The following is a 24,404-nucleotide window of genomic DNA, read 5'->3' as shown; positions in this document are numbered from 1 at the left end:
CAAGTCATTTCACTTCGGACCTTCTCTAGGCGGTTGCTGCCTATGCCTGTTGCCGATCTCGAAACGCCCGCATCGTCCCGACCTCCGCATCTGCTCGTGGTGGATGACGACACGGAAATCTCCGGACTGGTCAAACGCTATCTGGGGCCGCAGGGCTTTTCGGTAAGCACGGCCGAAAGCGGCGCGCAGCTGAAGGAAGTCCTCAAGTCGACCCACGTGGACCTGGTACTGCTGGACCTTGGCCTTCCGGGCGAGGACGGACTGGAACTGACGCGATACCTGCACGGGCACTGGCGAGGTCCCGTCATCATCGTGTCAGGCAGGGGCGAATCGGTGGATCGCATCGTTGGCCTGGAGCTTGGCGCGGACGACTACATCACCAAGCCGTTCGAGCTGCGCGAACTGCTTGCCCGCGTGCGCAGCGTGCTGCGGCGGTCGGACCGCCAGGCCATGATGGAAGCACCCACCGAGCCCCGCTCCACGCTGGCCTTCAACGGGTATCGCATGGATACGGTGGCGCATGCGCTGTTCGATGCGCAGGGCATCGCGGTGCCACTGACCACCGGCGAGTACGAGCTGCTGAAGCTGTTTCTCGAACATCCCAACCGCGTGCTCTCGCGCAACGACATCATGACGCGCCTGCACGGTCACGACGCCGGCCCTTATGACCGCGCCATCGATGTCCAGATCGGTCGTCTGCGCCGGAAGATCGAAGGGGACCCGACGCGACCTGCCCTGCTCAAGGCGATTCGCGGCACGGGGTACATCTTCACCGAGCGGGTGCGGCGGGAATGAGCACAACACCGGACCAGGCCACCGAGGCCGATCTGTTCAAGGCGCTTTTCGACACCGCTCCCGACGCCATGATCGTGGTGGATCACGACGGCCGCATCGTGCTCGCCAATCCGCAAGCGGAGCGCCTGTTTGGCTATGGGGCGCACGAGCTGCATGACCGGCAGGTCGAGGAGCTGCTGCCCGAACGCGTGCGCGCGGCGCATCAGTCGCATCGGGCAAACTACATGGCCACCCCGCGCGTTCGTCCGATGGGCGCGGGTTACGAATTGACCGGCGTGCGCAGAAATGGGCAGGTTTTCCCGGTGGAAATCGGGCTGAGCCCCATACGTGCGAACGGGCGGGTGCTTTTTGCCGCATCCATCCGTGACATTTCCGAAACGCAACGCGCGCGACAGACGCTGGTGCGGGCGCGCTACGACGCTTTCGTAGGCCAGGTCAGCCGGCTATTGCTGGAGTCGCCCAGTTACGAGACGGCGGTCGACAGCATGCCGTCGCTGATGGCCGCGGCCTTGAATACGGAGGCGGCTGCCATCCTGTTTCGGGACAGTCACGGACGAGGATGGCATAGCCGTGCCGCCACCGGCATGGGACGAACCCTGCAGAAAATCGTATGCCGTGAACTCTCCGGCAGGGAGGAAAGCATCCTTCCAGCGAAGCGTGAGCCTGGCGTCACTGGTTTCGAACAGATGCGCGATACATTCGCGAACACGCATGGCGCACTTGTCGATGCGGGCTTCGTCGACGCGATCATGGTGCCCCTGCTTGATCGTTACGAACCGATGGGCCTGTTGCTGGTCATGGCCAAGGAGCCTGGCAGCTTCGACCACGACAAGGCGCACTTCCTGCAGACCGTAGCCAATATTCTGGCAGCGGCCGTCCAGCGCAGCCGCAGCGAGGAAAAACTGTCCCATGCGCAACGCCTGGATGCCATTGGCCAGCTCACCGGTGGCATCGCCCATGACTTCAATAATCTATTGACCGTCATATCCGGAAACCTGCAGCTGCTGTCCGCCGGGCTGCCTGACGAACCCGAGGCCAAGGAGGCCATCGATAGCGCCATGCGCGCAACCGACCGTTGCGCCGCCCTTACCAGCAAGCTGCTTTCCTTTGCGAGCCGCCGCCGCCTTTCACCCCAGGCCATCCGGCCGGCGCAGCTGCTCGCCGAGCTCAAGGAAATGCTCGGCCGCACGCTGGGCGAACGCATCGTGGTCGGAACGGACTGCGCGGATGACCTGCCCTTCATCCACGTCGATCCAGCGGAGTTCGATGCCGCCCTGGTCAACCTGGCCGTCAATGCACGCGACGCCATGCCGCGCGGCGGAAGGCTGGATATCACGGCGCGGCTGGTGCGGGATACCGTCCCGGGCGCCAAGGCGGGGCCGCTCGCTCGCGAACAGATCGTCTTTCGGATCCAGGATGCGGGGCTGGGCATGACTCCGGAGACGCTGGCGCACGCGCTGGAGCCCTTCTACACCACCAAGGATATCGGCAAGGGCAGTGGCCTGGGCCTCAGCATGGTCTATGGCTTTGTAAAGCAGTCCGGTGGCAGCATGACCATCGAGAGCCGGCTGGGCTACGGCACCAGCGTTGAGCTGTACTTTCCCGTAGCCCCCACGGAAGCTGCGGCGTCCTCTGCCCGAATGGCCACGGCTTCCTGCCAGACCGGCCATGAAGCCATTCTCGTCGTCGAGGACGAATCCGAGGTACGCGGCGTGGCCCTCGCCTTCCTACGCTCGCTCGGCTACACCGCCCATGAGGCGGGCAACGCGGACGAGGCGCTTCGTATCCTGCGCGAACACCCGGAGATCGATCTGCTCTTTTCCGATGTCGTGCTCGGCACCGGCATCACCGGCGCCGAGTTGGCCGAATCGGCCCGGCAGCTTCGCCCAGGGATTCCCGTATTGCTCACTTCGGGCTACGCGGCGCTTGCGCCGGGCGTCAACGAAGCGACCCTGAAGCGATTCGAATTGCTGCCCAAGCCATATCGCAAAGAGGATCTGGCCGACGCCGTGCATCGAGCGCTCAAGGCCGCCCGTACTTCTTGACGGATGCCCCGTTGCATTCAGGCGTACTGGTTGGCCAGCGCGTGCAGTGCACCCGCGTCCAGCACCTGGATCTCGCGCCGGGCGACGTCGATCATGCGCATATCGTGCAGCTTGGTCATGACGCGGCACACGGTTTCGTTCGTCAGCGCCAGGAAGCTCGCGATATCGGCGCGACGCATGCGCAGCACGAAATGCCTGGCGCTGAATCCCAGCCGGGCATAGCGCCTGGCGACATCCAGCAGGAATGTCGCCACGCGCTGCTCCGCGTTCAAGGTTCCAATGGCCAGCATCCAGGCGTGATCGGCGCGAATCTCCCGCGCCAACGCAGCCGTAAGGCGGGCCTGCAGTTCGGGAATGTCGCGGCAGGCGCCGAGCATGGCCGGGTACGGCAGCTCCCAGGCTTCGCCACTTTCCAGCGATATGGCACCGCAGGCATGGCTCGCCAGCCCGATGGACTCGATGCCCAGGAAATCCCCGCGCATCCGGAAGCCCGTGATCTGCTCGCGTCCATCATCAGCCAGTTCAATCGTCTTTAGAAAGCCCGCATGGACGAGAAACAGCGACTTGAACGGCTGGCCCGCGTGGTAAAGCGACTGCCCCGCGGCAAGCTTGTGGCGAAACACGGGGACATACCGGCGAAGAAGATCGACATCCAGGCTGTCGGCTGCCTCTTCGACATCCTCGGCGAGAAAGCCTGCTGGCCGCAATTCGGAAGGATTGGGTTCAAAGCGCACGTTCATGGCGACACCCCTATGTGATCACGACACTTGGCTTGTGGAGTGGACGGTAATGCGCGCCTGTTACCGGGCGAGTTCGCGTCAGCAACGATTTGTAACAGTAGGTAACGGAGGGCGCATCGCAAGGAACATTGACCCAACGCAATCCCCGGAGCGCCGTACCCGGCGACACTCCGGCCAACGTCAGGGATGTCTTCTTGCCATGAGTGAAACATCAGCATTCATCGACCTGGCCGCCGTGGAGGCCTGGGATGCCTGGTTCCGCTGGCGCCTGCGCGATGAACTGCGCGACATCTCCATCCATGACACCTGGTCACGCGTGGCGCGCACGCTGGCCTGCGCAGAAAGGCCGGGGCGCACCGGGGCTTTTGGGCGGCGCCTTTGCGATGCGCTCGGCGAATGGCAGGTGTTGCTTGACGAACGCATACTGGTCGCGGCCGGCACGGGCGATGCCGGCTGGCCGGACGATGAACTTGTCGCCGTACTGAATGTGGTCAGCTTTGTGCGCGCCCCCGGCACCAGCCAGGCGAGCCTGAATCTCGAAGCCTTTGAATCCGTCGCCGAGCTTGCCGTCAACGCCCTGGACAATGCTGCGGCGCTGTCCGCGGGTGCCTCCGGTCATTCAGGCATGCATCTTCGCATCGGACTGATAGGACTGGCCGATGCGCTGGCGCTATTGGGGTTGCGCTACGACAGCGACACGGGTCGCAAAGTCGCCCGTGACGTCGCGCGCCATCTCACCAGCGGCTGCCTGTACGGCAACCTGCGCCTCGCACGTGAGCGAGGGGCCCGGCGCGATGTTTCCGAGTGCCTCACGCTGGGCTACAAGCTGAGGGAACTTTCCACCGAGTTGGCGGCGGATGCGGAACGCTTCGGCCTGCGACAGGCCAGGCTCACCGCGATCACCTCGCAGCCACGACTCGCCCTGCTCGCCAACAACGTAAGCAATGCGGTCGATCCGCTGCCCACCGAAAGGCGGCAGCAGATCGTCTCCAGCGAGACGCCGCCGCGCTCCATCCACTCGTCCGGCTATACCATGGAGATGATGCGTCGAATGGTGTTGCCGCCGCCGGTCCAGGCCATGCTCATGGAAGCCGCCGCGGCATCCTTGGAGGCGCAGATCGAGCTGCGTGCAGCCATGCAAATGTGGATCGACCAGCCTATCCTCTACCCACTAAGCGGTAATGCCACGCACGGCGAAGCACTTGACCCGCTAGTCATGTAGAGGGCACGCCACCATGCATGTGCAGCGCTGGCGCAACGAACACCTCGCGACATCCGCAAGCACGCGATGATCCAGCTGATCTGCGCCAAGCCAAAGACGAGCGAAGTTGACATGCGTCAATCCGACCCGGAGGCCGCTCACTAACCTGCCCATCCATGGTCACGCCTGCGGAGTCGATCTCATGGCATCTGGACTGTCACCGGACAAGCGGAAGACGCCGACGCGCTTCGCCTTTTCCACGCTCACGTCGGTGCTCGCCGTCGTGGCGGTGGTCAGCTCCCTGGCCTTGGTGCATGACTGGGGAAAACAGGCTATTCCCATCATCGAGTGGATCTGCGGCACCAGTGCCGTCCTGCTGCTGATCAGCATCATCGCCGATTGGCGCCGCCCCTAACCGTCATGTGAGATCGCCCCTATGTTCAAGCGCATCCTCTTGCCGATCGATGGCAGTGATCAATCCCTGCGTGCCGCCGCCGTGGGCATCGACATGGCCACCCACAGCGGTGCCTCGGCCGTGGGCCTGGAAATCCTTTCGCCCCTGGCGGCGGTGTCGCTGGCAAGTGATTTCATCGTGCACGCGAACGGCGGCTACGCCGGCAAGGCCGTTGAGCATGCAAAGGAACACCTGGCCAGTCTCGCGACCATCGCGCGCGAGGCCAGGGTGGATTTCAAGGATGGCTATGTGTTCGATCATCGCCCGTATACCGCCATTGTCGCCGCGGCGAACCTGTCAGGCTGCGATCTGATCGTGGTGGGCGCCAGTGAATACGCTCACGGCCATCGCGTCCAGTTGAGTCATGAGGTGGTAAAGCTACTAGGCGACGCTGGCGTTCCCGTGCTGGTATGCCATTAAGCGAATCCATGAGGTTTCCCATGTTTCAACATATCCTGCTTCCTACCGATGGATCTTCAAGCTCGGAAAAATCCGCCGCCGTGGGTATCGAGCTGGCCAAGACCCTGGGTGCGCGCGTGCTGGGTTTTCATGCGGTACCGCCGTTCTTCACGCTCTCCTACCTGATCGAAGTGGTCGAGTCGAAACAGCTGGCATATGAGACCGAAGCCGCTGAACGCGCAAAGCGCTACCTCCAATACATTGAACAGACGGCACAGGCGAGTGGCGTGGCATGCGAGTGCGAATACCGCTTTGCCGAGCATCCCTATCAGGCGATCATCGACGTGGCCAAGGAGCGCGGCTGCGACCTGATTGTGATGGGGTCGCACGGCCGGCACGGCGTCGGCCGCCTGCTGCTTGGCAGCGTGACGCATCGGGTACTGCTGCGCTCGGACCTCCCCGTCATGGTCTGTCCCTGAGGCGACCGGCGCGGCGACCCTGCCCGTCCCGGGGGCATTGCTACAGGAAGGAGAAGCCGCTTATGCAAGCCATGGTTGCCAGGGGCGTCGGCATGGCGCTGGTTCCGGAGCACCGTGAGGACCCGTTGCCCGGACCGGACGAGGTTCGTATCCGGGTCGAAGCCTGCGGTGTGTGCCGCACGGATCTTCATCTCATCGACGGCGAGCTGCCACAGGCTCGTTACCCGGTGATTCCCGGCCACGAGGTCATCGGCGTCATCGACACGGTGGGGCGTGACGTCAACGCCCCGGGCATCGGTGACCGCGTCGGCGTGCCCTGGTTGGGAGGTACGTGCGGCCGATGCGCCTATTGCCTTGGCGGACGCGAGAATCTATGCGACACGCCGGTCTTCACCGGATGCAATCGCGACGGCGGCTATGCGACGCACATGACCGCGCGGGCCGCTTTCTGCCTGCCCTTGCCCATCAGTGACTATCCGGACGCAGCCGCGGCCGCCCCGCTGCTCTGTGCCGGGTTGATCGGTTCCCGCGCGCTTCGGCTTGCTGGCGATGTCGCCAGTGTCGGCTTGTATGGCTTTGGCGCCGCCGCGCATATCCTGGCCCAACTGCTGCGCCATCAAGGGCGCCCGTTCTATGCGTTCACCCGGCCTGGCGATGCGGCGTCCCAGGCGTTCGCGCGCGAGCTTGGCGCCGAATGGGCCGGCAGCTCGGACGAATCCCCCCCGGAGCCACTGGATGCGGCCATCATTTTTGCCGCGGCGGGCGAACTCGTTCCCAGCGCCTTGCGCGCTGTCCGCAAGGGCGGCAGCGTGGTCTGCGGCGGCATCCATATGTCCGACATTCCGCGCTTCCCCTATCGCCTGCTATGGGAAGAACGCCGGTTGCTTTCCGTCGCCAATCTTACCCGCGCGGACGGCCATGATTTCCTTGAGGTCGCCGGACGCGCGCGCATCATCCCGCACGTGACGCCGTATCCACTGAGCGATGCGAATCGGGCCTTGCAGGATTTGCGCCTCGGCCGCCTGCAAGGTGCCGCCGTGTTGCTGCCCTGAGTTTCGCCGGCTGCTCGCGAACCGGCGCATCCAGTTTGATGCCTGAATGGGTTTGTTGATGTTCGTCAATGGCGCCTGCCATCACCCATCTAGGCTGGGTGCAGTCGTTGCAGCAGGAGCAAAGCCGTGCGAGCCATCGATATCGGCACCTCCAGGGTCATTGTCGCCACCCCGCTTCAGTCCATTCATGAGGCAGCCCGTCTCATGCAACAGCATTTGACCGGTTGCCTCGTGGTAGTCCATGCCAACGAGTCCGGCCAAACTCCGGTGGGCATCGTGACCGACCGTGATCTCAGCAGGTCCTGGCTGAGCGAGGGCTGCGATGTCCAAGCCACGCCGATGGCCTCGGTCATGTCGCAACCCGTCGTCGTATGCCGCCACGACGCCACGCTCGCGCAACTCATTGCCATCATGCACGGCAGCGGCGTGCGTCGACTGCCGGTGATCGACGAGGAAGGTTTGCTGGCCGGCATCGTGACCGCCGATGACGCCCTGGTGGCAGTGACCGCGCTGCTGCAGCAACTGACCGAGGTGATGCTGATCGAGCCGCCGCTGGAAAAGCACACCGCCCTCGCGTCAAACCACCACGGAACTCGCGACGGCAACGGCGAGTGACGTCGCTGGCATCGCGCAGGCAAACGCCCTTACCCACCGCTCATCAGAGAATGCAGATGCCGCTTGAACAGCCGGACGACTCCCGAGGCCATATCGAACAAGAAAACAGCCGCCTGCGGCGCCTGGGCATCGATACCGGTGACGAGCACGTGGTGTTCCTTCAAAGCGATTCGCCCATCTGCAGCAGCGAGGGCTTTATTGCGCGCAGCCGCGTCGAACTGCACGTGGCCGACCGGCGCTTGGTCGCCACGCTCGAGGTCGTGCACGGCGACCTGCTCGCCGTCGACGAGGCAGGGCTATCCGAATCGGCTTGGCGGGCACTGGCGCCGAAACCCAACGAACGGGCCTATTTTTCCCACGCGCCCACGGTCGAATCGCTGGCCTTCGTTCGCCGGAAAATTTATGGCCATGAACTGGACAGCGCACAGTTCCAGGCCGTCGTGAGCGACATCGCCGGGCGCCGCTACTCCGGCATCGAACTGGCTGCATTTATTGCGGCGTGCGCCAACGGTCGCCTGAGCGAGCCGGAGGTGGGCTACCTGACCCAGGCCATGGTCGCCAGCGGGAGCCGGCTTCACTGGCCCGGCGCCGTGATCGTGGACAAACACTGTGTCGGCGGCCTGCCCGGCAATCGCACCACGCCCATCGTGGTGTCCATCGCCACCGCGCTTGGCCTGGTCATGCCCAAGACATCTTCCCGCGCCATCACTTCGCCGGCGGGAACGGCCGACACCATGGAGATGCTCGCCCCCGTGGATATTGGCATTGAGGCGATGCGACGCGTGGTGGAGCGCACCGGCGGATGCATCATCTGGGGCGGTAGCGTGAACTTCAGTCCGGCGGACGATGTGCTTATTCGCATCGAGCGCGCCCTGGGCGTGGATGGCGAAGGGCAGCTCGTCGCGTCGGTACTGTCCAAGAAAATTGCGGCGGGCTCGACCCACGTAGTGATCGATATTCCCGTGGGCCCTACGGCCAAGGTGCGCAGCCAGCAGGAGGCCGACTCGCTCTCGGCGCTGATCCAGCGCGTGGGATCGCGTCTTGGCCTGCAGGTAAGGACGGTTCTTTCGGATGGCCGCGCGCCCGTCGGCCGCGGGATTGGCCCAGCCCTGGAAGCCCACGATGTCATGGCGGTGCTCGCGCGGGACAAGACCGCCCCAGCCGATCTGCGGGAACGCTCATTGCTGCTGGCTGCCCAGGTGATCGAGCTGGCCGGGCTCGCCACCTTGCCCATCGACGCGATGGCGATGGCCCGCAACACGCTGGACAGCGGCAAGGCACTGACCCAGTTCCTGGCCATCTGCGAGGCACAGGGCGGGTTGCGCACGCCGGGAGTCGCGGCTTTTCAGCATCCCGTGACGACGTCCCTCGAAGGGCGTGTCACCTGCATCGACAATCGCCGCCTGGCCCAGGCCGCGAAGCTGGCCGGCGCGCCGCACTCTCCACTGGCCGGGTTGACGCTGGACGCCTCATTGGGAAGCCGGGTGAGCAAGGACCAACCGCTCTTCACCCTGCACGCGCAAACCCAGGGTGAACTGGCCTATGCACTGGAGTTTGTCTCGCGCCATCCGAACATCGTCGAGGTGGGTACGCCATGAGCTATGCCGTTTACGCGATGCCAGGCAATGAAGCCTTTGCCGACCAGATCGCCATCCATGGAAGCTGGCCAAGGCGGGCACTTTCCCTGCACCGCTTTCCCGATGACGAGGCGCTCATTACGTTGGCCGAGCCGGAAGACAAGGGTGAAGCCTTGCTGGTGTGCACGCTCGATCGCCCGGACCCCAAGATCTTTCCGTTGCTTCAGGCGGCGGACACGCTACGGGAACTTGGCGCATCGCGCGTCGGCCTGGTAGCGCCTTACCTCGCCTATATGAGGCAAGACGCGCGCTTTCATCCGGGAGAGGCGGTGTCTTCGCGCATCCTGGGCAAACTGCTTACCCCCTATTTCGACTGGGTGCTTGCTGCCGACCCGCACCTTCACCGCCATGCGACCTTGGCCGAAGCGGGGCTGGCCCATGGCCACACGCTGCATGTGGCCCCAACCATCGCCGACTGGATCCTAACCAACGTCGTGCGGCCGCTCATTATTGGCCCTGACGAAGAAAGTGCGCAGTGGGCGGGCGAGATAGCAACATTGGTGGACGCCCCGCTCATCGTCGCCAGCAAGGTCCGCAAGGACGATAGGCATGTATCGGTCAACCTGCCCATTCCACATGCCGCGCAGTTCGCCAATCACACCCCGGTACTGGTCGACGACATCATATCGAGCGGTCACACCATGGCCGAAAACGCAGCGCAACTGAGGCTATTGAATCTTCCACCATCGATCTGCATCGCCGTCCATGGCATCTTCGAGGCGGGGGCAAGGCAGCTCATCTTGAATGCCGGCGCATCGCGGATCGTCACGACCAACAGCATCGTCCAGGAAAATGGAGTCATCGATATCACTCACCTGGTAGCCCAGGCCATCGCCGGCTTCTGATGCCGCCCAGACGGATGAAATCGCCCAGCACGAGCCCAGTGCTCACGCTGAAGATCAAGCAGACATTGACATCCATCAATACGGCCTGATGTCCCGGGCGCACGATGGCACGCGAATGGTTCCACCACTGCATTCGCCCTGACAGGCCGACCTGGACGCCCGCGGCGAAAAAGCAAACCGGCGTCTCCGGCGATTAGGCCCACCGGCGCCGGCAAGGCATCCGAGCTGGCAAGAGGCTATATGTTCAAGCGCATTCTTCTTCCTGTGGACGGATCTGACATCTCCACGCGGGCTACCGAAAAGGCGATCGAACTGGCCAGGCTCTGCGGCGCGCGGCTGTTCGCGCTTTACGTGATATTGCCCGAGCTGGCCGAGCCGTATGTTTCCGGCCAAAGCCGGCCCTTTTCCGTCCAGGACGGCACGGATCGCGCCGAGCACTGCCTATCGGCCGTACAGGCGGAAACCGACAGGGCCGGCGTGCCCTGCGACTGCCTGGCCATGCATGGCGGCGAGCCATGGGACGTTATCGTCCAGGTGGCCCGCGAAAAGTCCTGCGACTTGATCGTCATGGGTGCGCATGGACGAAGAGGCTTGACGCGCTTGCTGCTGGGCAGCGAGACCCAGAGCGTTCTGCTTCATAGCAATATCCCCGTACTGATCTGCCGCTAATGGCGACAACCGGCCCGCCGCGGCGGCAGGTCATTGATGCGGATCAATCCGCGCGCCGCCGCGGACGATAGAACTAGACATACCGGTAAGCCGTCCCGTCATCCGATCAAACCGAGAGCGTGCCATGTCCAGCCCCAGCGATAGCAACCAGCACCAGGCCAGCCCCTTTTCCAACTTTCCGGAAGCCATCGCGGGTGATCACTGGACCGATACGCTCCGCGATGGCACGCCTGTGCTGATCCGCCCGCTGCGAGAAGCCGACAGGGAACGCGAATTGGCTTTCGTCAATGGCCTGTCGCATCACGCGCGGCGCCTGCGCTTCCTTGGCGACTTCAAGCAGGTGAGCGTGGCGCAGATCGATCAGCTGATGGACCTGGACTACCCAAAGCGAACGGCATTCATCGCACTTGTTCACGACAACGGCGTGCTGAAAGAGATCGGGGTCAGTCGCTACAGCGCCACCGATGACGACAAGTGCTGCGAGTGCGCGGTCACCGTGGCGGACGACTGGCAGCAAAAGGGCCTTGGCGTGCTGCTGATGCGTCATCTCATCGATGTCGCCCGCCGAAACGGATTCAAGCGCATGCTTTCGCTGGACGCCGCCAGCAATCAGCGCATGCGTGACCTGGCCGACTATCTTGGCTTCCATCGTGAGATGGATCCATCGGATGCCACCCAGGTGGTTCATACGCTCGATCTATGACCTCCACGTCATTTCTCACATCGGGGGTAGCTGCATGAGCGATGCCGCCCCGGAGGCAATGCACACCATGGACAATCGCAGCAGTGGCCCCATGGAAGATATCGTCGCCCTGGTCACCTCGACAGGGCCCTGGAGTTCGGCCGCCCTGACCGCGCTGGCGCTATCGGCCAGATTCGGCGGCCATGTCACCGGCTGCTACGTCGATATCTCGCTTCGCGGTATCCATGGCAGCGACATCGACCCGAGCGCGCTGGCCATGCTGATGGACGTGCCCCAGGAAAACCATGCCGACCGCGACGCATTTCGGGCAACCGCGAGGAGCATGGGGGTGCGCTCCGCCTCCTGGTCGGTGACTCGCGCCAGCATCGCCAGCACCATGCGCCAGGTGGGCGCCTGGCATGATCTCATCGTGCTCGAACGGGATATTCTGCAGGAACCTTCGCTGTTTGATGCCCTGGGCGAAGCCCTGGTGGCCTGCCGGTCGCCGTGCCTCGTATTGCCGCCCTTCTGGGATGGCAACGCTGACTTCAAGCGCGTCGTCATCGCCTGGAACGGCAGCATTGAATCCGTTCGCGCCATTCACGCCGCCCTGCCCTTCGCCAAGGCCGCCCGGGAAGTCATCCTGATCGATGGCGAGACTCCGCATTACGATGATGACCCGGGGCAGGATCCACCCTTCTTTCCCCTGAACTACCTGCTTACGCACGATGTGCCGGCAAAGACACATCGAATCCATGTGACGCCGCGCGAGGCGGGCAGTGCCATCTGGCGGCTGGCGGTACAGGAGCGTGCCGACTTGCTGGTGACCGGCGCCTACGGACGATCACGCCTGCGCGAGCGAGCGCTGGGCGGGGCCACCCGCTATCTGTTGCATCACGCTTCCATTCCCATGCTGGTGCAGCATTGAGGCGAAAGCCTCGGCGCACCCACCGCTTGAGCCGCCAGCTTCAGGCATTCCATAGAAGGCCATCACCGATGCCGTCGAAGATCGTGTACAGCTGCCATGGTGCCGCCAGAGAGGTCACCGGATCATGCCATCGCATCCAGTGCGGCGATCACCAGGTACTGGTCGACTGCGGCCTGTTCCAGGGGCGGCGCGACGAGGAGGCGGCCAACGCCGAAGCTTTCGGTTTCGATCCCCACGGCATCGACGCGTTGCTGTTGACCCACGCGCATCTCGATCATTGCGGACGCATCCCCCGCCTGGTCAAGCAGGGCTTCAAGGGCCCCATCTACGCGACTGCGGCAACCCGTGAGCTGGCGCGCGTCGTGCTGATGGACGCGGCCCGGCTGCAGGAGGAAGACGCCGCACGCGCGTCGCGCTTGCGCCATCGACGCGGCGAGGCCGAGCGCGATCCACTCTTCACCCTCGAAGATGTCCTGCGAACCCTCGACCTGTTCGCTGAAGCAGTGCCCTATAACCAAGCCATCCAGATCACCGGCGGCATCCATGCGGAATTCATCGATGCAGGGCATATCCTTGGCTCGGCCTGCATCCTGCTCAGCCTGGAGGACGGCGACGCGACGCGACGCATCGTCTTTTCCGGCGACGTTGGCTGCAGTGGGCGCGACATTCTGCGCGACCCCAACCCGGCGCCCGCGGCAGACTATGTCGTGATGGAGTCCACCTACGGCGACCGAAACCATCGCTCGCTGGCCGAATCCATCGACGAATTCTACGAAGCAATCAGCCGGACGCTGGCACGCGGAGGCAATGTCGTCATACCAAGCTTTGCGCTGGAGCGGGCGCAAGAGATTCTCTATTACCTGCATCGAGGCACCAAGGACGGCCACCTTCCGCAGGGCACGCCGATCTTCCTCGACTCACCCATGGCCATCTCGGCCACGGAAATATTCCGGCGCCATCCCGAAGGTCTCAGGGAAGCCTTTGCCGAAGAACTCAGCCATGACGACCCGTTTGCCACACCCAACCTGCATTTCACCCGCGACGCGTCGGAGTCGATGGCCATCAACCGGATCGAAGGCGGCGCCATCATCATCGCCGGTTCGGGCATGTGCACGGGCGGGCGCGTGCGCCATCACCTGAAGCACAACCTGTGGCGCGACAAAAGCAGCGTGGTGTTCGTAGGCTATGCCGCGAACGGCACGCTGGGCCGCCGCATCGTCGATGGCGCCCGCCGCGTGCGCATATTCGACGAAATCATCCAGGTCAATGCCAGCATCCATACGATCAACGGCTTTTCCGCGCATGCCGATCACGATGGCCTGCTGAACTGGCTTGGCGATTCGGCTCGTCGTCTGGTGATGCTGGTGCACGGCGAGCAGGAGCGCGGCATGCGCGTGATGAACGACACCCTGACGGCCCGCGCATTCCAGGTCGCATTGCCGGAACTGAACACCCCGGTGGCGCTTGCCTGAACCAGTCAGTGGCTATACACGCGCCCCTTCCATTGCGAGCGCACGCCGCGCCAGTAGCGCATGGCCGAACTCCAGGTCATGCCCAGATACAGCAAGGCACTGAGTGGAAGCAGCAGGGACCACCAGCCCGACATGCGGTAATAGCGCAGCATCGGCAGATAGCTTACCGTCATGGCGGCCCAGGCCGTCCAGGCCAATGGCCAGACATGCGGCGACGCCAGCAAGGCCAGCGGCGCGCCATAGGCGAGCGCGAAGACGGCGGTCACCAGCAGCAGCATCCCGGTGGAATAACCCAGCTGGGTGAAGGCGGATCTCGCCACCATCTGGTGGATGGAACCCAGGCTTCCGTAAGGGCGCAGGCTGACGACATCGCGACTCAGCCCCAGCCAGGTGCGGTAGCCCGCCTGCTTGACCTGGCGGGCCAGCGTACAGTCGTCGATCAGCGCATCGCGCAGGCTGGCGAACGCACCGATGCGATGCAATACGTCGGTATCGACCAGGATGCATCCACCCGCCGCAGCCGCCACGGCGCGATGACGGGAATTGGACAGTGCGAAGGGATAAAGCAGCTTGAAGTAATACACGAACACGGGCAGCAGCAGGCGATCCCAGAAGCTGGTTCGACGCAGGTCCGCCATCAGCGATACCAGCTGGCGTTGTTCGCGCCGCTTGTGTTCGAGCAGCGTCGGCAGCAGGCCGTGCTGCAACTGGATATCGGCATCGAGCAGCAGCGTCATCGGCGTCTGCACGTGCCGGCTGCCTTGCTCCAACGCCCATAGCTTGCCGGCCCAGCCGGGCGGCAAAGGTTCACCACTGATTACGCGGGTATGCGGAAACGAGGCGGCGATGGCCGCCGTGGCATCGCCGGACTGGTCATCCACCACGATGATCTGCAGGCCCTTGCCCTGCGCCTGCAGGCCGGCCAGCACGCTGCCGATCACGTCGGCTTCGTTGCGCGCCGGGATCAACACGGTGATCCCGGCAAGGTCGACGCCTTCGGCAGCGGGATCTGCCTCAAGCCGCTCGCGCGTACTCCACGGTCGCCATGGCGCCAACAGCAGCCCGACCCACATCACGGCCGCCACCAGCGCGCATGCCAGGGTGAACATCGAACTCAGTGACCGGCATCCGCGCCCGTGGTGGCACTGCGCCGCTGGATCGCGCTGATCGGAATATGCACGGCGGTGGCATCCGCCCGATCGCCATACTGCACCGGCAATTCAGGCGCCATGGCGCCCTCCGTCCGCGGGCCGAACATGGCCACGCGCGCCGCCTTCAAGGGGTGCGCAAACGTATCGCTGACCGCGCTGCCCTCAAAGCCGCAATGCGCCATGCAGTTATCGCACTTGGGGTTGATGCCGACACCGTACTTGTCCCACTCGGTGTCTTCCATCAGCTCCTTGTAGGTCTTGGCATAGCCCTCGTCGACCAGCAGGTAGCACGGCTTCTGCCAGCCGAAGATGTTGTAGGTGGGGTTGGACCACGGCGTGCACTGGTAGCTCTGGTTGCCCGCGATGAAGTCCAGGAACATCGACGACTGGTTGAACACCCAGCGGCTCTTGCGCGCCTTGCCGATGCGGAAGACATCGCGGAAAAGCTGCTTGCTTTCGGTGCGCCCGAGAAACACGTCCTGTCGCGGCGCATGCTGGTAGCTGTAGCCCGGCGACACCGTAATGCCCTCTATCCCTAACGACATGGCGAAATCGAAGAACTCCGCGATTTCCTCCGGCCGCTCGTTGTTGAACAGCGTGCAGTTGATGGTGACGCGGAAACCACGCGACAGCGCCAGCTTGATCGCCGCGACCGCCTTGTCGAACACTCCCTCCATGCACACCGATTCGTCGTGGCGCTTCTGCAGGCCGTCCAGGTGGACCGACCAGGTGAAGTACGGCGACGGCGTGTATTCGTCGATATGCTTGACCAGCAGAATCGCATTGGTGCACAGGTAGACGAATTTCTCGCGGGCCACGATGCCCTGCACGATCTGCGGCATCTCCTTGTGGATCAACGGCTCGCCGCCCGGAATGGAAACCACCGGGGCATCGCATTCGTCCACCGCGCGCAGCGCATCCTCGACGCTCAGGCGCTTCTGCAGGATTTCCTTGGGATGATCGATCTTGCCGCAACCGGCGCAGGCCAGATTGCACTGGAACAGGGGCTCCAACATCATCGCCAGCGGGTAGCGTGCCTGTCCGCTGATCCTCTTGCCGAGGATGTAGCGCCCGATCTTGATCTGCTGAATAAGAGGAATGCCCAACGGATTCTCCTCGTCGCATATCGTTCGATCGCTTCGGCGCTGCCATAAGGCGGACGCGCACCGAAGCGGTTCAGTGGTTGAGGCCGAGTATAGCCACTTGTGGAAGTCGTGCACCTTCAGGCGGGAAGTATGGCCCTTGGCACGAGCACCTGCGGATGCTCCCGGCGCAAACGCTCCCATTCGATCCTGAACCAGGGCGTGAACGCCTGTGGCTCGCTCGCCATTTCCTGATCGAGCGCGGCCGGCGAAAGATAGCGCAGCGCGGAAATCTCGTTGACGTTGACTACCGGCGTGGCGTCGCTATGACCTGCGTAGACCCAGCATAGTTCGTGCTCGGCGCCTTCGTCATCGAACTGCGCCTGGTACTGGAACTTGAACAGGTAATCCAGCTCGCACTGCATGCCCAGCTCTTCGCCCAGGCGTCGATGGATCGCCTTGTCCATGGCCTCGCCGCGGCGGGGATGGCTGCAACAGGTATTGGACCAGAAGCCCGGCCATAGCCGCTTGTCCGCGGCACGCTGCTGCAACAACAGCTCGCCTTGCGAGTTGAACACGAACAGCGAGAACGCCCGATGCAGCACGCCCTGCCCGCTGTGCGCAGCCAGCTTGTCCAGAAAACCCGTCTCGTGATCGTGCTCGTCAACGAGCACCAAGGGCTCGTCGTGAAAGGAAACGATGTCCTTCGACCATTGCCATGCGTTGCCGTCCAACTCTCGGTTAACCAAGGTCAAACCTCTCTCGCTCGATGGCCATCCAGCTGGCTCGGGTCGTTATTTCCCTGGATCCACAGGTGGCGCCGCAAGAAAACGGCGCACCGCGCTCGCAAGGCGTAGGTTAGCAAAGGTTGCGGTGGCTAGAGTCATCGGCGCGTCAACGACCCGGCGCAACCGTCGCCGGCCGTGCCGGTCCGACAGGCGTGGTCCCTGCCGGCACCCGGCTCCATACGGTGTTGCCGCCGAGCAGGCTGATGCCGATATAACCGCGCAATTTCAGATGATTGGCATCGAGCAGGCGTACCTCGCACTGATAGACCTTGCCGTTGTCGGTGTCGTATACGTGACCGTCCAGCCAGGCGCCACTGGCGGCGTCGTAGCGCAGCCCCCAGAGCAGGCGAAGCCCGGTCAGCGGCTGTGAGCGCAGCGAGGGATCGGGATTCTTGCGATCCGTGACGGTCTTGCCATCGAGATCGGGCCCGTCCTCGGGACCATAGGTGTCGTGGAGCTGCCACACGATATGTCCCTCGTACTGGTCGCCCTGCTGCTGAATGCGGATCACCGCGTCACGGCTTTCCACCAGCCAATCCCCTTCGATGGACGGGGTTGGCTCGTCTGCAGCCCGGACGGCTACAGGCACGGCGGCCATGGCCCCAACCAACCCCGCCAGCACATACGTGAACACCCGGCACAGCATGTCACGTGCTGCCGCCGGGTGAGCTGCGACCCAAGGCCGGGCATTTGACAGGCTCATGGGTTAATTTTAGGAGGAAACGCGGATCGCGCCAGGCACCCCTGCCATGCTGACTCCTCAAGTCGTCGCCATGATTCCGACCTGGCTGGGCACTGCGCTCAACCTGGCGGCGACGGGCTATGCCGCCGTCAGCCTGTGGGCCTTGCTCAAAAGCACCCGCCAGCGCGCAGCCAAGCCTCAAGCGGCCGCCATGCATCCGGTCAGCGTACTCAAGCCCCTTCATGGCGCCGAACCCCGCCTGTACGAAAACTTGCGCGGCTTTTGCCAGCAGGCACATCCCTGCTACCAGCTTCTGTTTGGCGTGCGCGAGCCCGGCGACCCCGCCATCGCCGTGGTGGAGCGCCTGCGCGCGGAGTTTCCCCAGTTGGCCATCCAGCTCGTGGTCGACCCGCGCGTGCATGGCGCCAACCTCAAGGTCAGCAACCTGATGAACCTGTTGCCGTACGCCATCCATGACTGGCTCGTACTGGCGGACAGCGACATCAGCGTGTCGCCGGATTATCTGGCGCGCGTGACGGCGCCCTTGGCCGATGCCGGGGTGGGCATCGTCACCTGCCTGTATCACGGGGTGCCGCAGGACAGCGTATGGTCGCGCCTCGGCTGCCTGTTCATCGATGACTGGTTTGCGCCTTCGGTGAGGCTGGCCCACGCCTTTGGCTCGACCCGCTTCGCGTTCGGCTCCACCCTTGCCCTGCGTCGCGATACCCTGGCCGCCCTCGGCGGCTTCGAGGCGTTGCGCGACACGCTGGCGGATGATTTCTGGCTGGGCGAACTGAGTCGCCGCGCCGGCTTGAGCACGGTGCTGTCGGAGCTGGAAGTGGGCACCGAAGTAAGCGAGACCCGCCTGTCCAGCCTGTGGACGCACGAGCTGCGCTGGCTGCGCACGATCCGGGCGATCGCCCCGGCCGGCTTCGTGATGAGTTTCGTCTGCTTCACCTGGCCGTTGCTGGTGCTCGGGCTGGGGCTGGCCTGGTCGCCGCTGAATCTCGCGATAGCCCTGCTTGGCGGCGGCGCCCGGGTTTTGCGGTATGTTCTGCAGCGTCGCACGACGACGCCATCTTCACCTTGGCGTGACCTATGGTTAAGCCCGTGGCGCGATGTGCTGCTGCTGCTGGAATGGGCAGCCGCCCTGGTTCGCTGGCGGGTGGAGTGGCGTGGACAGGTGCTGCACGCGCGCAATCACGCGCCTACGCGGTATTCTTGAAGTGAAGTACGTTGCATAAGATGTGCTGGGCAAGTCATTGCGGACATAGGCTGAACGGCTCCAGGAGCTCATTACTCCCATGAAGACGCTTTTTCTGCAGGCTCCGTCGTTTGACGGTTTTGATGGCGGGGCCGGTTCCCGATACCAGGCCAAACGCGAGATCAAGAGTTTCTGGTACCCCACCTGGCTGGCTCAGCCAGCGGCGATGGTGCCGGACTCACGGGTATTGGATGCTCCGGTGGAAGAACTCTCGGTGCACGACACCCTGGCTATCGCCGCCGATTACGACCTGGTGATCATCCATACCAGTACCCCTTCCTTCCCCACCGACGCCAAGTTCGCCGAGCTGCTCAAGGAGCGGCGCCCGGACATCCTCATTGGCATGGTGGGCGCCAAGGTCGCCGTCGACCCGGCCGACTCGTTGCGGGCATCGCCGGCCATCGACTTCGTGGCCCGCGAGGAATTCGACTACACCTGCAAGGAAGTCGCCGAAGGCCGCCCCTTCAAGGACATCAACGGGCTCAGCTACAAGCTTGCCGATGGCGCCGTGCAGCACAACCCGCCGCGAGCCACCATCGAGCAGATGGACGACCTGCCGTTCGTGTCGCCAGTGTACAAGCGCGACCTGAAGATCGATCGCTACTTCATCGGCTATCTCCTGCACCCCTACGTGTCGATCTATACCGGGCGCGGCTGCCGTTCCAAATGCACGTTCTGCCTGTGGCCGCAGACCGTGGGCGGCCATCGCTACCGCGTCCGCTCGGCCGCCAACGTGATCGCCGAGGCGAAGTGGATCAAGGAGAACATGCCCGAGGTGCGGGAGCTGATGTTCGATGACGACACCTTTACCGACAGCTCCAACATGGAGCGCGTGCACGAGATCGCGCGCGGCCTGCACGCGCTGGGCTGGACATGGAGCTGCAACGCCAAGGCCAACGTTCCCTATGAGTCATTGAAGATCATGAAGGAGAACGGCCTGCGCCTGCTGCTGGTGGGTTACGAATCGGGCGACGACCAGATCCTGCACAACATCAAGAAGGGCCTGCGCACCGACATCGCGCGCACGTTCACCGAGAACTGCCGCAAGCTGGGCATCACCGTGCACGGCACCTTCATCCTGGGCCTGCCGGGCGAGACCAAGGAAACCATCGCCAAGACCATCCAGTACGCCAAGGAAATCAACCCGCACACCATCCAGGTGTCGCTGGCGGCGCCCTATCCCGGCACCTCGCTATACAAGCAGGCCATCGAGAATGGCTGGCTCGAACCCAACCAGGCGGTGAACCTGGTCAACGACAAGGGCGTGCAGCTGGCCTTGATCAGCTATCCGCACCTGTCGCGGGAAGACATTTTCCATGGCGTCGAGACGTTCTACCGAAGCTTCTACTTCCGCCCCTCCAAGATCTGGGAGATCGTCAAGGAGATGCTGGGAAGCTGGGAGATGACCAAGCGACGGCTGCGCGAAGGCGTGGAGTTCTTCCGCTTCCTGCATGCGCACGAGGCTTGAGTGGGCCATTCGCGGTTTCGAAGATGAGTGCCCAGCCCGTAGCGGCGCGACCGCGCCTGATCGTGACCGCTGACGACTTCGGCCTGCACGCGGCCGTCAACCAGGCGGTCGAGCGCGGTTACCGCGAGGGCGTGTTGCGCGCGGCCAGCCTGATGGTGACCGCGCCGGCGGCGGACGAAGCCGTCGCCCTGGCGCGCCGCCTGCCCGGCCTGGCGGTGGGCCTGCATCTGGTGCTCGCGGATGGCCAGTCGGCGTTGTCGCCAGCGCGCATCCCCGACCTGGTCGACGCACAGGGCCGTTTCGACAACGCCATGGTGCGCGCCGGCTTCCGCTTCTTTTTCCTGCCCTCGGTACGACGCCAGCTGGCTGCGGAAATCCGCGCCCAGTTCGAGCGCTACGCCGCCACCGGCCTGTCGCTGGATCACGTGAACGCCCACAAGCATTTTCACCTGCACCCGACCGTGCTGTCGCTGCTGCTCTCCATCGGCCGCGATTTCGGCCTGCGGGCGGTGCGACTGCCGGCCGAACCGGGCATGGGGCCATGGCTGCGACCATGGCTGGCGCTGATGCGACGACGCCTCCGGCGCGCTGGCGTGCGCTGCAACGACCACGTCTTCGGCATCCGCCATAGCGGCGGCATGGACGAGACCACCGTGTTGAACCTGCTGCGGCAACTGCCCAGTGGCCTGTCCGAGCTGTACCTGCATCCCGCCGTGCACGGCGACCTGACCGCCGGCATGACCGACTACCGCCACGCCGATGAGCTGGCCGCCCTGCTTTCGCCACGCGTGCGGCACGCCATCGACGAACGTTGCCAGCTGTGTCATGGCTTCGGCGATCCGGCGGCGGCATGAAGCGACTGGTCTATATCGCCGGCCTGCTGGGCCTGACCGCCGCCATCGTGCTGGTGCTGCGACAGGACTGGGCGGCCATTCGCCAGGCGTTCGATCATGCCGGCTGGGCGCTGCTGTGGCTGCTGCCGTTCCATGCGCTGCCGCTGCTGCTGGATGTATTGGGCTGGCGCGTCCTGCTGGCGCCCAGCGATCCGCAGCGACGGGCCGGCGTACCGTTCCTGTTCTGGGTGGCGACGATTCGCGAAGCCTGCAACCGGCTGCTGCCCGTGGCCAATATCGGCGGGGAAATCGTCGGCATCCGCCTGGTCAAATGGCGCGGCCTGGGCGGTACGCCGGTGGCTGCCAGCGTCATCATGGAAGTCTTGCTGACCCTGGTGAGCCAGTATCTGTTTGCCGCCTTGGGCATCCTGCTGCTGATCGGCCTCACCGAGCATATCGGCACGCTCAACTCGGTACTTGGCGCGCTGGCGGCAAGCCTGCCGCTGCCGATAGGCCTGTTCTACCTGCTTCATCACGGCCAGCTGTTTTCGCGGCTGGAAGCCTTTGCGGAAAAGTTGCTGGGCGGGCGTTCACGCCTGACCGAACTGCTCGACGGCGCGCGGCTGGACCAGGAGGTGCGCGCGCTCTATGCGCAGCCGCTGCGGCTCGCCACGTCCTGCATGTGGCAGTTCTTCGGCTTCGTGGTGGGCAGCTTCGAAAGCTGGCTGGCCTTGCAACTGCTGGGTTACCCCATCAGCGTATGGGACGCCATCGCGATCGAGGCAGTGACCCAATCCGTGCGCCACATTATTTTCGTGGTGCCGGCCGGATTGGGCGTGCAGGAGGGCGGCCTGGTGTTGTTCGGCAACCTGATCGGCCTGCCCGCCGATGCCGCCATTGCCTTGTCGCTGGTCAAGCGCGCACGCGAGGTGGGCTTTGGCCTGCCGGCACTGGTGTCGTGGCAATGGGCCGAAGCCCGCCGCTTGCGCGCGAGGCGATTGGTAGCCGCCGCCACGGCGCTTTCCAAAGCACCAGACAGCAAGTCTTTATGAACCCGGGAGGTGATGGATGCCCAGCGACGCCACCGTAGCAGCTGCCGATCACGCCATGCGTCACTGGCTAGGCGCCGAGCCCGGCCGCATCAAGGTCGGCTCGGACGCGCACAAGCGGCTGTTCTGCCGCATGCTGCTGGATACCCACAACCCCTACAAGCCCGCGGTCATCGAATGGCCCGAACTCAGCCCTGAGGCCCTGCATCGCATCACCTCGCTGCCGATCTGGGATATCGCCGTGCAGACCGAAGGCCGCGCCACCCTGCGCGTGGACACCTACACCAGGACGGTCAGCGATCCGCTACTGCGCGAAGCGTTGACCATGGACGGCGGCGAAGAAGCCCGCCACAAGGTGGTGTTGAGCAAGATGGTCGAGGCCTACGGCATTGCGCTTGCGCCCGAGCCGGCCTACGAAGTGCCCAAGGACCCCGAATGGGGATGGCTGGTCACCGGCTACAGCGAATGCATCGACAGCTTCTTTGCCTTCGGCCTGTTCGAATCGGCGCGACGTACCGGTTATTTCCCGGAGGAACTGGTGGAGACGTTTGAGCCGGTGATGCAGGAAGAGGCCCGGCATATCCTGTTTTTCGCCAATTGGGTGGCGTGGTATCGACGTCAGTTGCCGTGGTGGCGTCGACCGGGGTTTGAGCTGAAGGTCATGCGCGTGTGGCTGTTTCTGATCTGGGAGCGCATCGGCATCGCCAAGGGCCTGGACAGCCAGGGTGAGATGCAGGATGCCAACTTCACCCTGACCGGCCACCAACAGATCGGCCTGGACTTGAAGCTGGGCGAACTGCTGGATCTATGCCTGACCCAGGACCGCTACCGTATGGACGGCTATGACGCGCGCCTGCTGCGCCCTACGTTGGTTCCCCGGATGGCCCGGCTGGTGCGGCGCTTCGTGCGCTGAAAAGCGTCATCGATGCAGGCTGAACCAGGCCACGGCATCCTCGAGGGCGAGGCGGACCGGGCCGGCGGCATAACCAAGATCGCGCTCGGCCTTGGCGCTGGAAAAGAACATCCGCTTCTTCGACATGCGCACTTCTTCCACCGTAGCGATCGGTGGCGTTCCGCTAATCCTTGCCCAGGCCTCGGCCACATAGGCCACCGGCATCACGGCCGCATGCGGCAGGCGCCAGCGCGGGGGCGATCCCCCGACGATGTCCGCGATCTCGGTCAACAATTCGCGCAGAGTGAGGTTGCTGCCGCCGAGGATGTAGCGTTCACCCACCACACCGCGCTGAAAGGCCAGCCAATGCCCATCGGCCACATCGTCCACGTGCACGATGTTGAGGCCGGTATCGACATAGGCCGGCAGGCGCCCGGCCACCGCATCGCGCAACATGCGTCCCGTCGGCGTGGGCTTGATGTCGCGCGGCCCCACCGGCGTGGACGGATTGACGATCACCACCGGCAAGCCCTTGGCGGCATAGTCCAATACCAAGGCCTCGGCCAGGAACTTCGAACGCTTGTAGTGGCCGACCATGTCGGCCAATGACACTGGCGAATCCTCGTCGCCCGGGCGACCGTCCGCGGGAATGCCTAGCGTCGCCACGCTGCTGGTGTAGACGATGCGCGACACGCCGGCCCGGCCGGCGGCCTCAAGCAGGCTGCGCGTACCCTCGACATTCGTCTTGTAGAGCTGCTCCGGCTCGGGAGCCCACAAACGGTAATCGGCCGCCACGTGGAACAGGGCATCGCAGCCCTCGCAAAGCCGGGCCAGCGACGCGGCGTCGGTGAGGTCACCTTCCACCACCTGCACCTCAAGACCTTGCAGGTTGCGGCGGTCCGAACCGGGGCGAGCCAGTACGCGGACGTGATGATCATCACGCAACAGCCGCCGCGCGACCGCCGAGCCGACAAAACCGGTGGCACCCGTGACGACGGCCTTCATGGTGACGCCGCCTCAAGAGCGCGCCCGTGCTTCGCCAGTAGCAACCCTGAATGCATACGGCTGGAGTTCCATGACCATGGGGATGGTTGAGGTTGCATTATGGACGAACGCGACGCGAGCCGCCGCCCCCAAAGGCGGTACCGAATCGTGACATATCACGCTGGCTCTTAGACACAT

General features: G+C 64.2%; 25 protein-coding genes. 19 read left to right on the top strand and 6 right to left on the bottom strand.

Features of this window, described 5'->3' with window-relative positions; all coding sequences use genetic code 11:
• Positions 1 to 42 precede the first annotated feature (42 nt).
• Complete coding sequence (locus tag MJ606_RS06820) at positions 43 to 795, top strand: response regulator transcription factor (protein WP_243048697.1); 753 nt, start codon at positions 43 to 45, stop codon at positions 793 to 795.
• Positions 792 to 2,840 (top strand): PAS domain S-box protein, encoded by a 2,049-nt coding sequence (locus tag MJ606_RS06815; protein WP_243048696.1) that lies wholly within the window; start codon positions 792 to 794, stop codon positions 2,838 to 2,840. Before MJ606_RS06820 ends, MJ606_RS06815 begins: the two co-directional genes overlap by 4 nt.
• Before the next feature lie 17 nt (positions 2,841 to 2,857).
• On the opposite strand, the gene MJ606_RS06810 is transcribed toward MJ606_RS06815, so the two are convergent.
• Positions 2,858 to 3,580, bottom strand: coding sequence for a helix-turn-helix domain-containing protein (locus MJ606_RS06810; protein ID WP_243048695.1), 723 nt, complete (start codon positions 3,578 to 3,580; stop codon positions 2,858 to 2,860).
• Between the two features lie 49 nt (positions 3,581 to 3,629).
• Here MJ606_RS06810 and MJ606_RS06805 point away from each other — a divergent pair, with 49 nt between their 5' ends.
• The 12 genes from MJ606_RS06805 to MJ606_RS06750 all read left to right on the top strand — a co-directional run bounded on the left by MJ606_RS06805 (position 3,630) and on the right by MJ606_RS06750 (position 14,013).
• The gene (locus MJ606_RS06805; protein WP_243048694.1) at positions 3,630 to 4,802 is read left to right on the top strand and encodes a hypothetical protein; all 1,173 of its coding nucleotides are present in this window, start codon (positions 3,630 to 3,632) and stop codon (positions 4,800 to 4,802) included.
• A 181-nt stretch (positions 4,803 to 4,983) separates the two neighbouring features.
• Complete coding sequence (locus MJ606_RS06800; RefSeq protein WP_243048693.1) at positions 4,984 to 5,196, top strand: hypothetical protein; 213 nt, start codon at positions 4,984 to 4,986, stop codon at positions 5,194 to 5,196.
• Between the two features lie 21 nt (positions 5,197 to 5,217).
• Positions 5,218 to 5,655 carry a universal stress protein gene (locus tag MJ606_RS06795; protein WP_243048692.1) on the top strand — a complete coding sequence of 146 codons (438 nt, stop codon included), beginning with the start codon at positions 5,218 to 5,220 and terminating at the stop codon, positions 5,653 to 5,655.
• A gap of 20 nt (positions 5,656 to 5,675) precedes the next feature.
• On the top strand, positions 5,676 to 6,113 hold the full coding sequence (locus MJ606_RS06790) for a universal stress protein (RefSeq protein ID WP_243048691.1): 438 nt from the start codon (positions 5,676 to 5,678) through the stop codon (positions 6,111 to 6,113).
• Positions 6,114 to 6,175: 62 nt separating this feature from the next.
• A complete protein-coding gene (locus MJ606_RS06785; RefSeq protein WP_243048690.1) occupies positions 6,176 to 7,165 on the top strand; it encodes a zinc-dependent alcohol dehydrogenase family protein in 990 nt (329 codons plus the stop codon).
• A gap of 126 nt (positions 7,166 to 7,291) precedes the next feature.
• A complete protein-coding gene (locus MJ606_RS18385) occupies positions 7,292 to 7,780 on the top strand; it encodes a CBS domain-containing protein (protein WP_243048689.1) in 489 nt (162 codons plus the stop codon).
• Positions 7,777 to 9,378, top strand: coding sequence for a thymidine phosphorylase family protein (locus MJ606_RS06775; RefSeq protein WP_243048688.1), 1,602 nt, complete (start codon positions 7,777 to 7,779; stop codon positions 9,376 to 9,378). The genes MJ606_RS18385 and MJ606_RS06775 overlap by 4 nt, the downstream gene beginning before the upstream one ends.
• Positions 9,375 to 10,262, top strand: a complete 888-nt coding sequence (locus MJ606_RS06770) for a ribose-phosphate diphosphokinase (protein WP_243048687.1) — start codon at positions 9,375 to 9,377, stop codon at positions 10,260 to 10,262. The genes MJ606_RS06775 and MJ606_RS06770 overlap by 4 nt, the downstream gene beginning before the upstream one ends.
• 240 nt (positions 10,263 to 10,502) lie before the next feature.
• Positions 10,503 to 10,931 carry a universal stress protein gene (locus MJ606_RS06765; RefSeq protein WP_243048686.1) on the top strand — a complete coding sequence of 143 codons (429 nt, stop codon included), beginning with the start codon at positions 10,503 to 10,505 and terminating at the stop codon, positions 10,929 to 10,931.
• Between the two features lie 124 nt (positions 10,932 to 11,055).
• On the top strand, positions 11,056 to 11,634 hold the full coding sequence (locus MJ606_RS06760) for a GNAT family N-acetyltransferase (RefSeq protein WP_243048685.1): 579 nt from the start codon (positions 11,056 to 11,058) through the stop codon (positions 11,632 to 11,634).
• Positions 11,570 to 12,541 carry a universal stress protein gene (locus tag MJ606_RS06755; protein WP_243048684.1) on the top strand — a complete coding sequence of 324 codons (972 nt, stop codon included), beginning with the start codon at positions 11,570 to 11,572 and terminating at the stop codon, positions 12,539 to 12,541. Before MJ606_RS06760 ends, MJ606_RS06755 begins: the two co-directional genes overlap by 65 nt.
• 68 nt (positions 12,542 to 12,609) lie before the next feature.
• A complete protein-coding gene (locus MJ606_RS06750; RefSeq protein WP_243048683.1) occupies positions 12,610 to 14,013 on the top strand; it encodes an MBL fold metallo-hydrolase in 1,404 nt (467 codons plus the stop codon).
• 5 nt (positions 14,014 to 14,018) lie between these two features.
• Here MJ606_RS06750 and MJ606_RS06745 read toward each other — a convergent pair whose 3' ends face one another.
• From MJ606_RS06745 to MJ606_RS06730, 4 genes are all read right to left on the bottom strand, one after another.
• Entirely contained in the window at positions 14,019 to 15,122 is a 1,104-nt protein-coding gene (locus MJ606_RS06745; RefSeq protein WP_243048682.1) for a glycosyltransferase, read from the bottom strand.
• 5 nt (positions 15,123 to 15,127) lie between these two features.
• A complete protein-coding gene (hpnH, locus tag MJ606_RS06740; protein ID WP_243048681.1) occupies positions 15,128 to 16,270 on the bottom strand; it encodes an adenosyl-hopene transferase HpnH in 1,143 nt (380 codons plus the stop codon).
• Positions 16,271 to 16,386: 116 nt separating this feature from the next.
• Positions 16,387 to 16,920: an isopentenyl-diphosphate Delta-isomerase gene (gene idi / locus MJ606_RS06735; RefSeq protein ID WP_243048680.1), complete on the bottom strand. Its 534-nt coding sequence runs from the start codon at positions 16,918 to 16,920 to the stop codon at positions 16,387 to 16,389.
• Positions 16,921 to 17,140: 220 nt separating this feature from the next.
• Positions 17,141 to 17,563, bottom strand: a complete 423-nt coding sequence (locus MJ606_RS06730; RefSeq protein WP_243048679.1) for a DUF2147 domain-containing protein — start codon at positions 17,561 to 17,563, stop codon at positions 17,141 to 17,143.
• Between the two features lie 220 nt (positions 17,564 to 17,783).
• Between MJ606_RS06730 and hpnI the strand changes: the two genes are divergently transcribed.
• The 5 genes from hpnI to MJ606_RS06705 all read left to right on the top strand — a co-directional run bounded on the left by hpnI (position 17,784) and on the right by MJ606_RS06705 (position 23,243).
• Positions 17,784 to 18,941 carry a bacteriohopanetetrol glucosamine biosynthesis glycosyltransferase HpnI gene (gene hpnI / locus MJ606_RS06725; protein ID WP_243048678.1) on the top strand — a complete coding sequence of 386 codons (1,158 nt, stop codon included), beginning with the start codon at positions 17,784 to 17,786 and terminating at the stop codon, positions 18,939 to 18,941.
• Between the two features lie 79 nt (positions 18,942 to 19,020).
• On the top strand, positions 19,021 to 20,448 hold the full coding sequence (gene hpnJ, locus MJ606_RS06720) for a hopanoid biosynthesis associated radical SAM protein HpnJ (RefSeq protein WP_243048677.1): 1,428 nt from the start codon (positions 19,021 to 19,023) through the stop codon (positions 20,446 to 20,448).
• A gap of 23 nt (positions 20,449 to 20,471) precedes the next feature.
• Positions 20,472 to 21,302 carry a hopanoid biosynthesis-associated protein HpnK gene (hpnK, locus tag MJ606_RS06715; protein WP_243048676.1) on the top strand — a complete coding sequence of 277 codons (831 nt, stop codon included), beginning with the start codon at positions 20,472 to 20,474 and terminating at the stop codon, positions 21,300 to 21,302.
• The gene (locus MJ606_RS06710; RefSeq protein ID WP_243048675.1) at positions 21,299 to 22,333 is read left to right on the top strand and encodes a lysylphosphatidylglycerol synthase domain-containing protein; all 1,035 of its coding nucleotides are present in this window, start codon (positions 21,299 to 21,301) and stop codon (positions 22,331 to 22,333) included. Before hpnK ends, MJ606_RS06710 begins: the two co-directional genes overlap by 4 nt.
• Before the next feature lie 16 nt (positions 22,334 to 22,349).
• Positions 22,350 to 23,243 (top strand): ferritin-like domain-containing protein, encoded by an 894-nt coding sequence (locus MJ606_RS06705; RefSeq protein ID WP_243048674.1) that lies wholly within the window; start codon positions 22,350 to 22,352, stop codon positions 23,241 to 23,243.
• 6 nt (positions 23,244 to 23,249) lie between these two features.
• Here MJ606_RS06705 and hpnA read toward each other — a convergent pair whose 3' ends face one another.
• Positions 23,250 to 24,227, bottom strand: a complete 978-nt coding sequence (hpnA, locus tag MJ606_RS06700) for a hopanoid-associated sugar epimerase (protein WP_243048673.1) — start codon at positions 24,225 to 24,227, stop codon at positions 23,250 to 23,252.
• Positions 24,228 to 24,404: the final 177 nt, after the last annotated feature.

It is taken from the genome of Dyella sp. RRB7 (assembly GCF_022761115.1).
GTDB lineage: Bacteria > Pseudomonadota > Gammaproteobacteria > Xanthomonadales > Rhodanobacteraceae > Dyella.
The sequence above is the reverse complement of the archived record's forward strand: the minus strand, read 5'-3'. Positions and strand labels throughout refer to the sequence as shown.

What these genes read in the sequence shown, in the direction of transcription:
- MJ606_RS06820 (WP_243048697.1), top strand. Translation starts at nt 43, where the DNA reads ATGCCTGTTGCCGATCTCGAAACGCCCGCATCGTCCCGACCTCCGCAT.
- MJ606_RS06815 (WP_243048696.1), top strand. Translation starts at nt 792, where the DNA reads ATGAGCACAACACCGGACCAGGCCACCGAGGCCGATCTGTTCAAGGCG.
- MJ606_RS06810 (WP_243048695.1), bottom strand. Translation starts at nt 3,580, where the DNA reads ATGAACGTGCGCTTTGAACCCAATCCTTCCGAATTGCGGCCAGCAGGC.
- MJ606_RS06805 (WP_243048694.1), top strand. Translation starts at nt 3,630, where the DNA reads ATGCGCGCCTGTTACCGGGCGAGTTCGCGTCAGCAACGATTTGTAACA.
- MJ606_RS06800 (WP_243048693.1), top strand. Translation starts at nt 4,984, where the DNA reads ATGGCATCTGGACTGTCACCGGACAAGCGGAAGACGCCGACGCGCTTC.
- MJ606_RS06795 (WP_243048692.1), top strand. Translation starts at nt 5,218, where the DNA reads ATGTTCAAGCGCATCCTCTTGCCGATCGATGGCAGTGATCAATCCCTG.
- MJ606_RS06790 (WP_243048691.1), top strand. Translation starts at nt 5,676, where the DNA reads ATGTTTCAACATATCCTGCTTCCTACCGATGGATCTTCAAGCTCGGAA.
- MJ606_RS06785 (WP_243048690.1), top strand. Translation starts at nt 6,176, where the DNA reads ATGCAAGCCATGGTTGCCAGGGGCGTCGGCATGGCGCTGGTTCCGGAG.
- MJ606_RS06770 (WP_243048687.1), top strand. Translation starts at nt 9,375, where the DNA reads ATGAGCTATGCCGTTTACGCGATGCCAGGCAATGAAGCCTTTGCCGAC.
- MJ606_RS06765 (WP_243048686.1), top strand. Translation starts at nt 10,503, where the DNA reads ATGTTCAAGCGCATTCTTCTTCCTGTGGACGGATCTGACATCTCCACG.
- MJ606_RS06760 (WP_243048685.1), top strand. Translation starts at nt 11,056, where the DNA reads ATGTCCAGCCCCAGCGATAGCAACCAGCACCAGGCCAGCCCCTTTTCC.
- MJ606_RS06750 (WP_243048683.1), top strand. Translation starts at nt 12,610, where the DNA reads ATGCCGTCGAAGATCGTGTACAGCTGCCATGGTGCCGCCAGAGAGGTC.
- MJ606_RS06745 (WP_243048682.1), bottom strand. Translation starts at nt 15,122, where the DNA reads ATGTTCACCCTGGCATGCGCGCTGGTGGCGGCCGTGATGTGGGTCGGG.
- hpnI (WP_243048678.1), top strand. Translation starts at nt 17,784, where the DNA reads ATGCTGACTCCTCAAGTCGTCGCCATGATTCCGACCTGGCTGGGCACT.
- hpnJ (WP_243048677.1), top strand. Translation starts at nt 19,021, where the DNA reads ATGAAGACGCTTTTTCTGCAGGCTCCGTCGTTTGACGGTTTTGATGGC.
- hpnK (WP_243048676.1), top strand. Translation starts at nt 20,472, where the DNA reads ATGAGTGCCCAGCCCGTAGCGGCGCGACCGCGCCTGATCGTGACCGCT.
- MJ606_RS06710 (WP_243048675.1), top strand. Translation starts at nt 21,299, where the DNA reads ATGAAGCGACTGGTCTATATCGCCGGCCTGCTGGGCCTGACCGCCGCC.
- MJ606_RS06705 (WP_243048674.1), top strand. Translation starts at nt 22,350, where the DNA reads ATGCCCAGCGACGCCACCGTAGCAGCTGCCGATCACGCCATGCGTCAC.
- hpnA (WP_243048673.1), bottom strand. Translation starts at nt 24,227, where the DNA reads ATGAAGGCCGTCGTCACGGGTGCCACCGGTTTTGTCGGCTCGGCGGTC.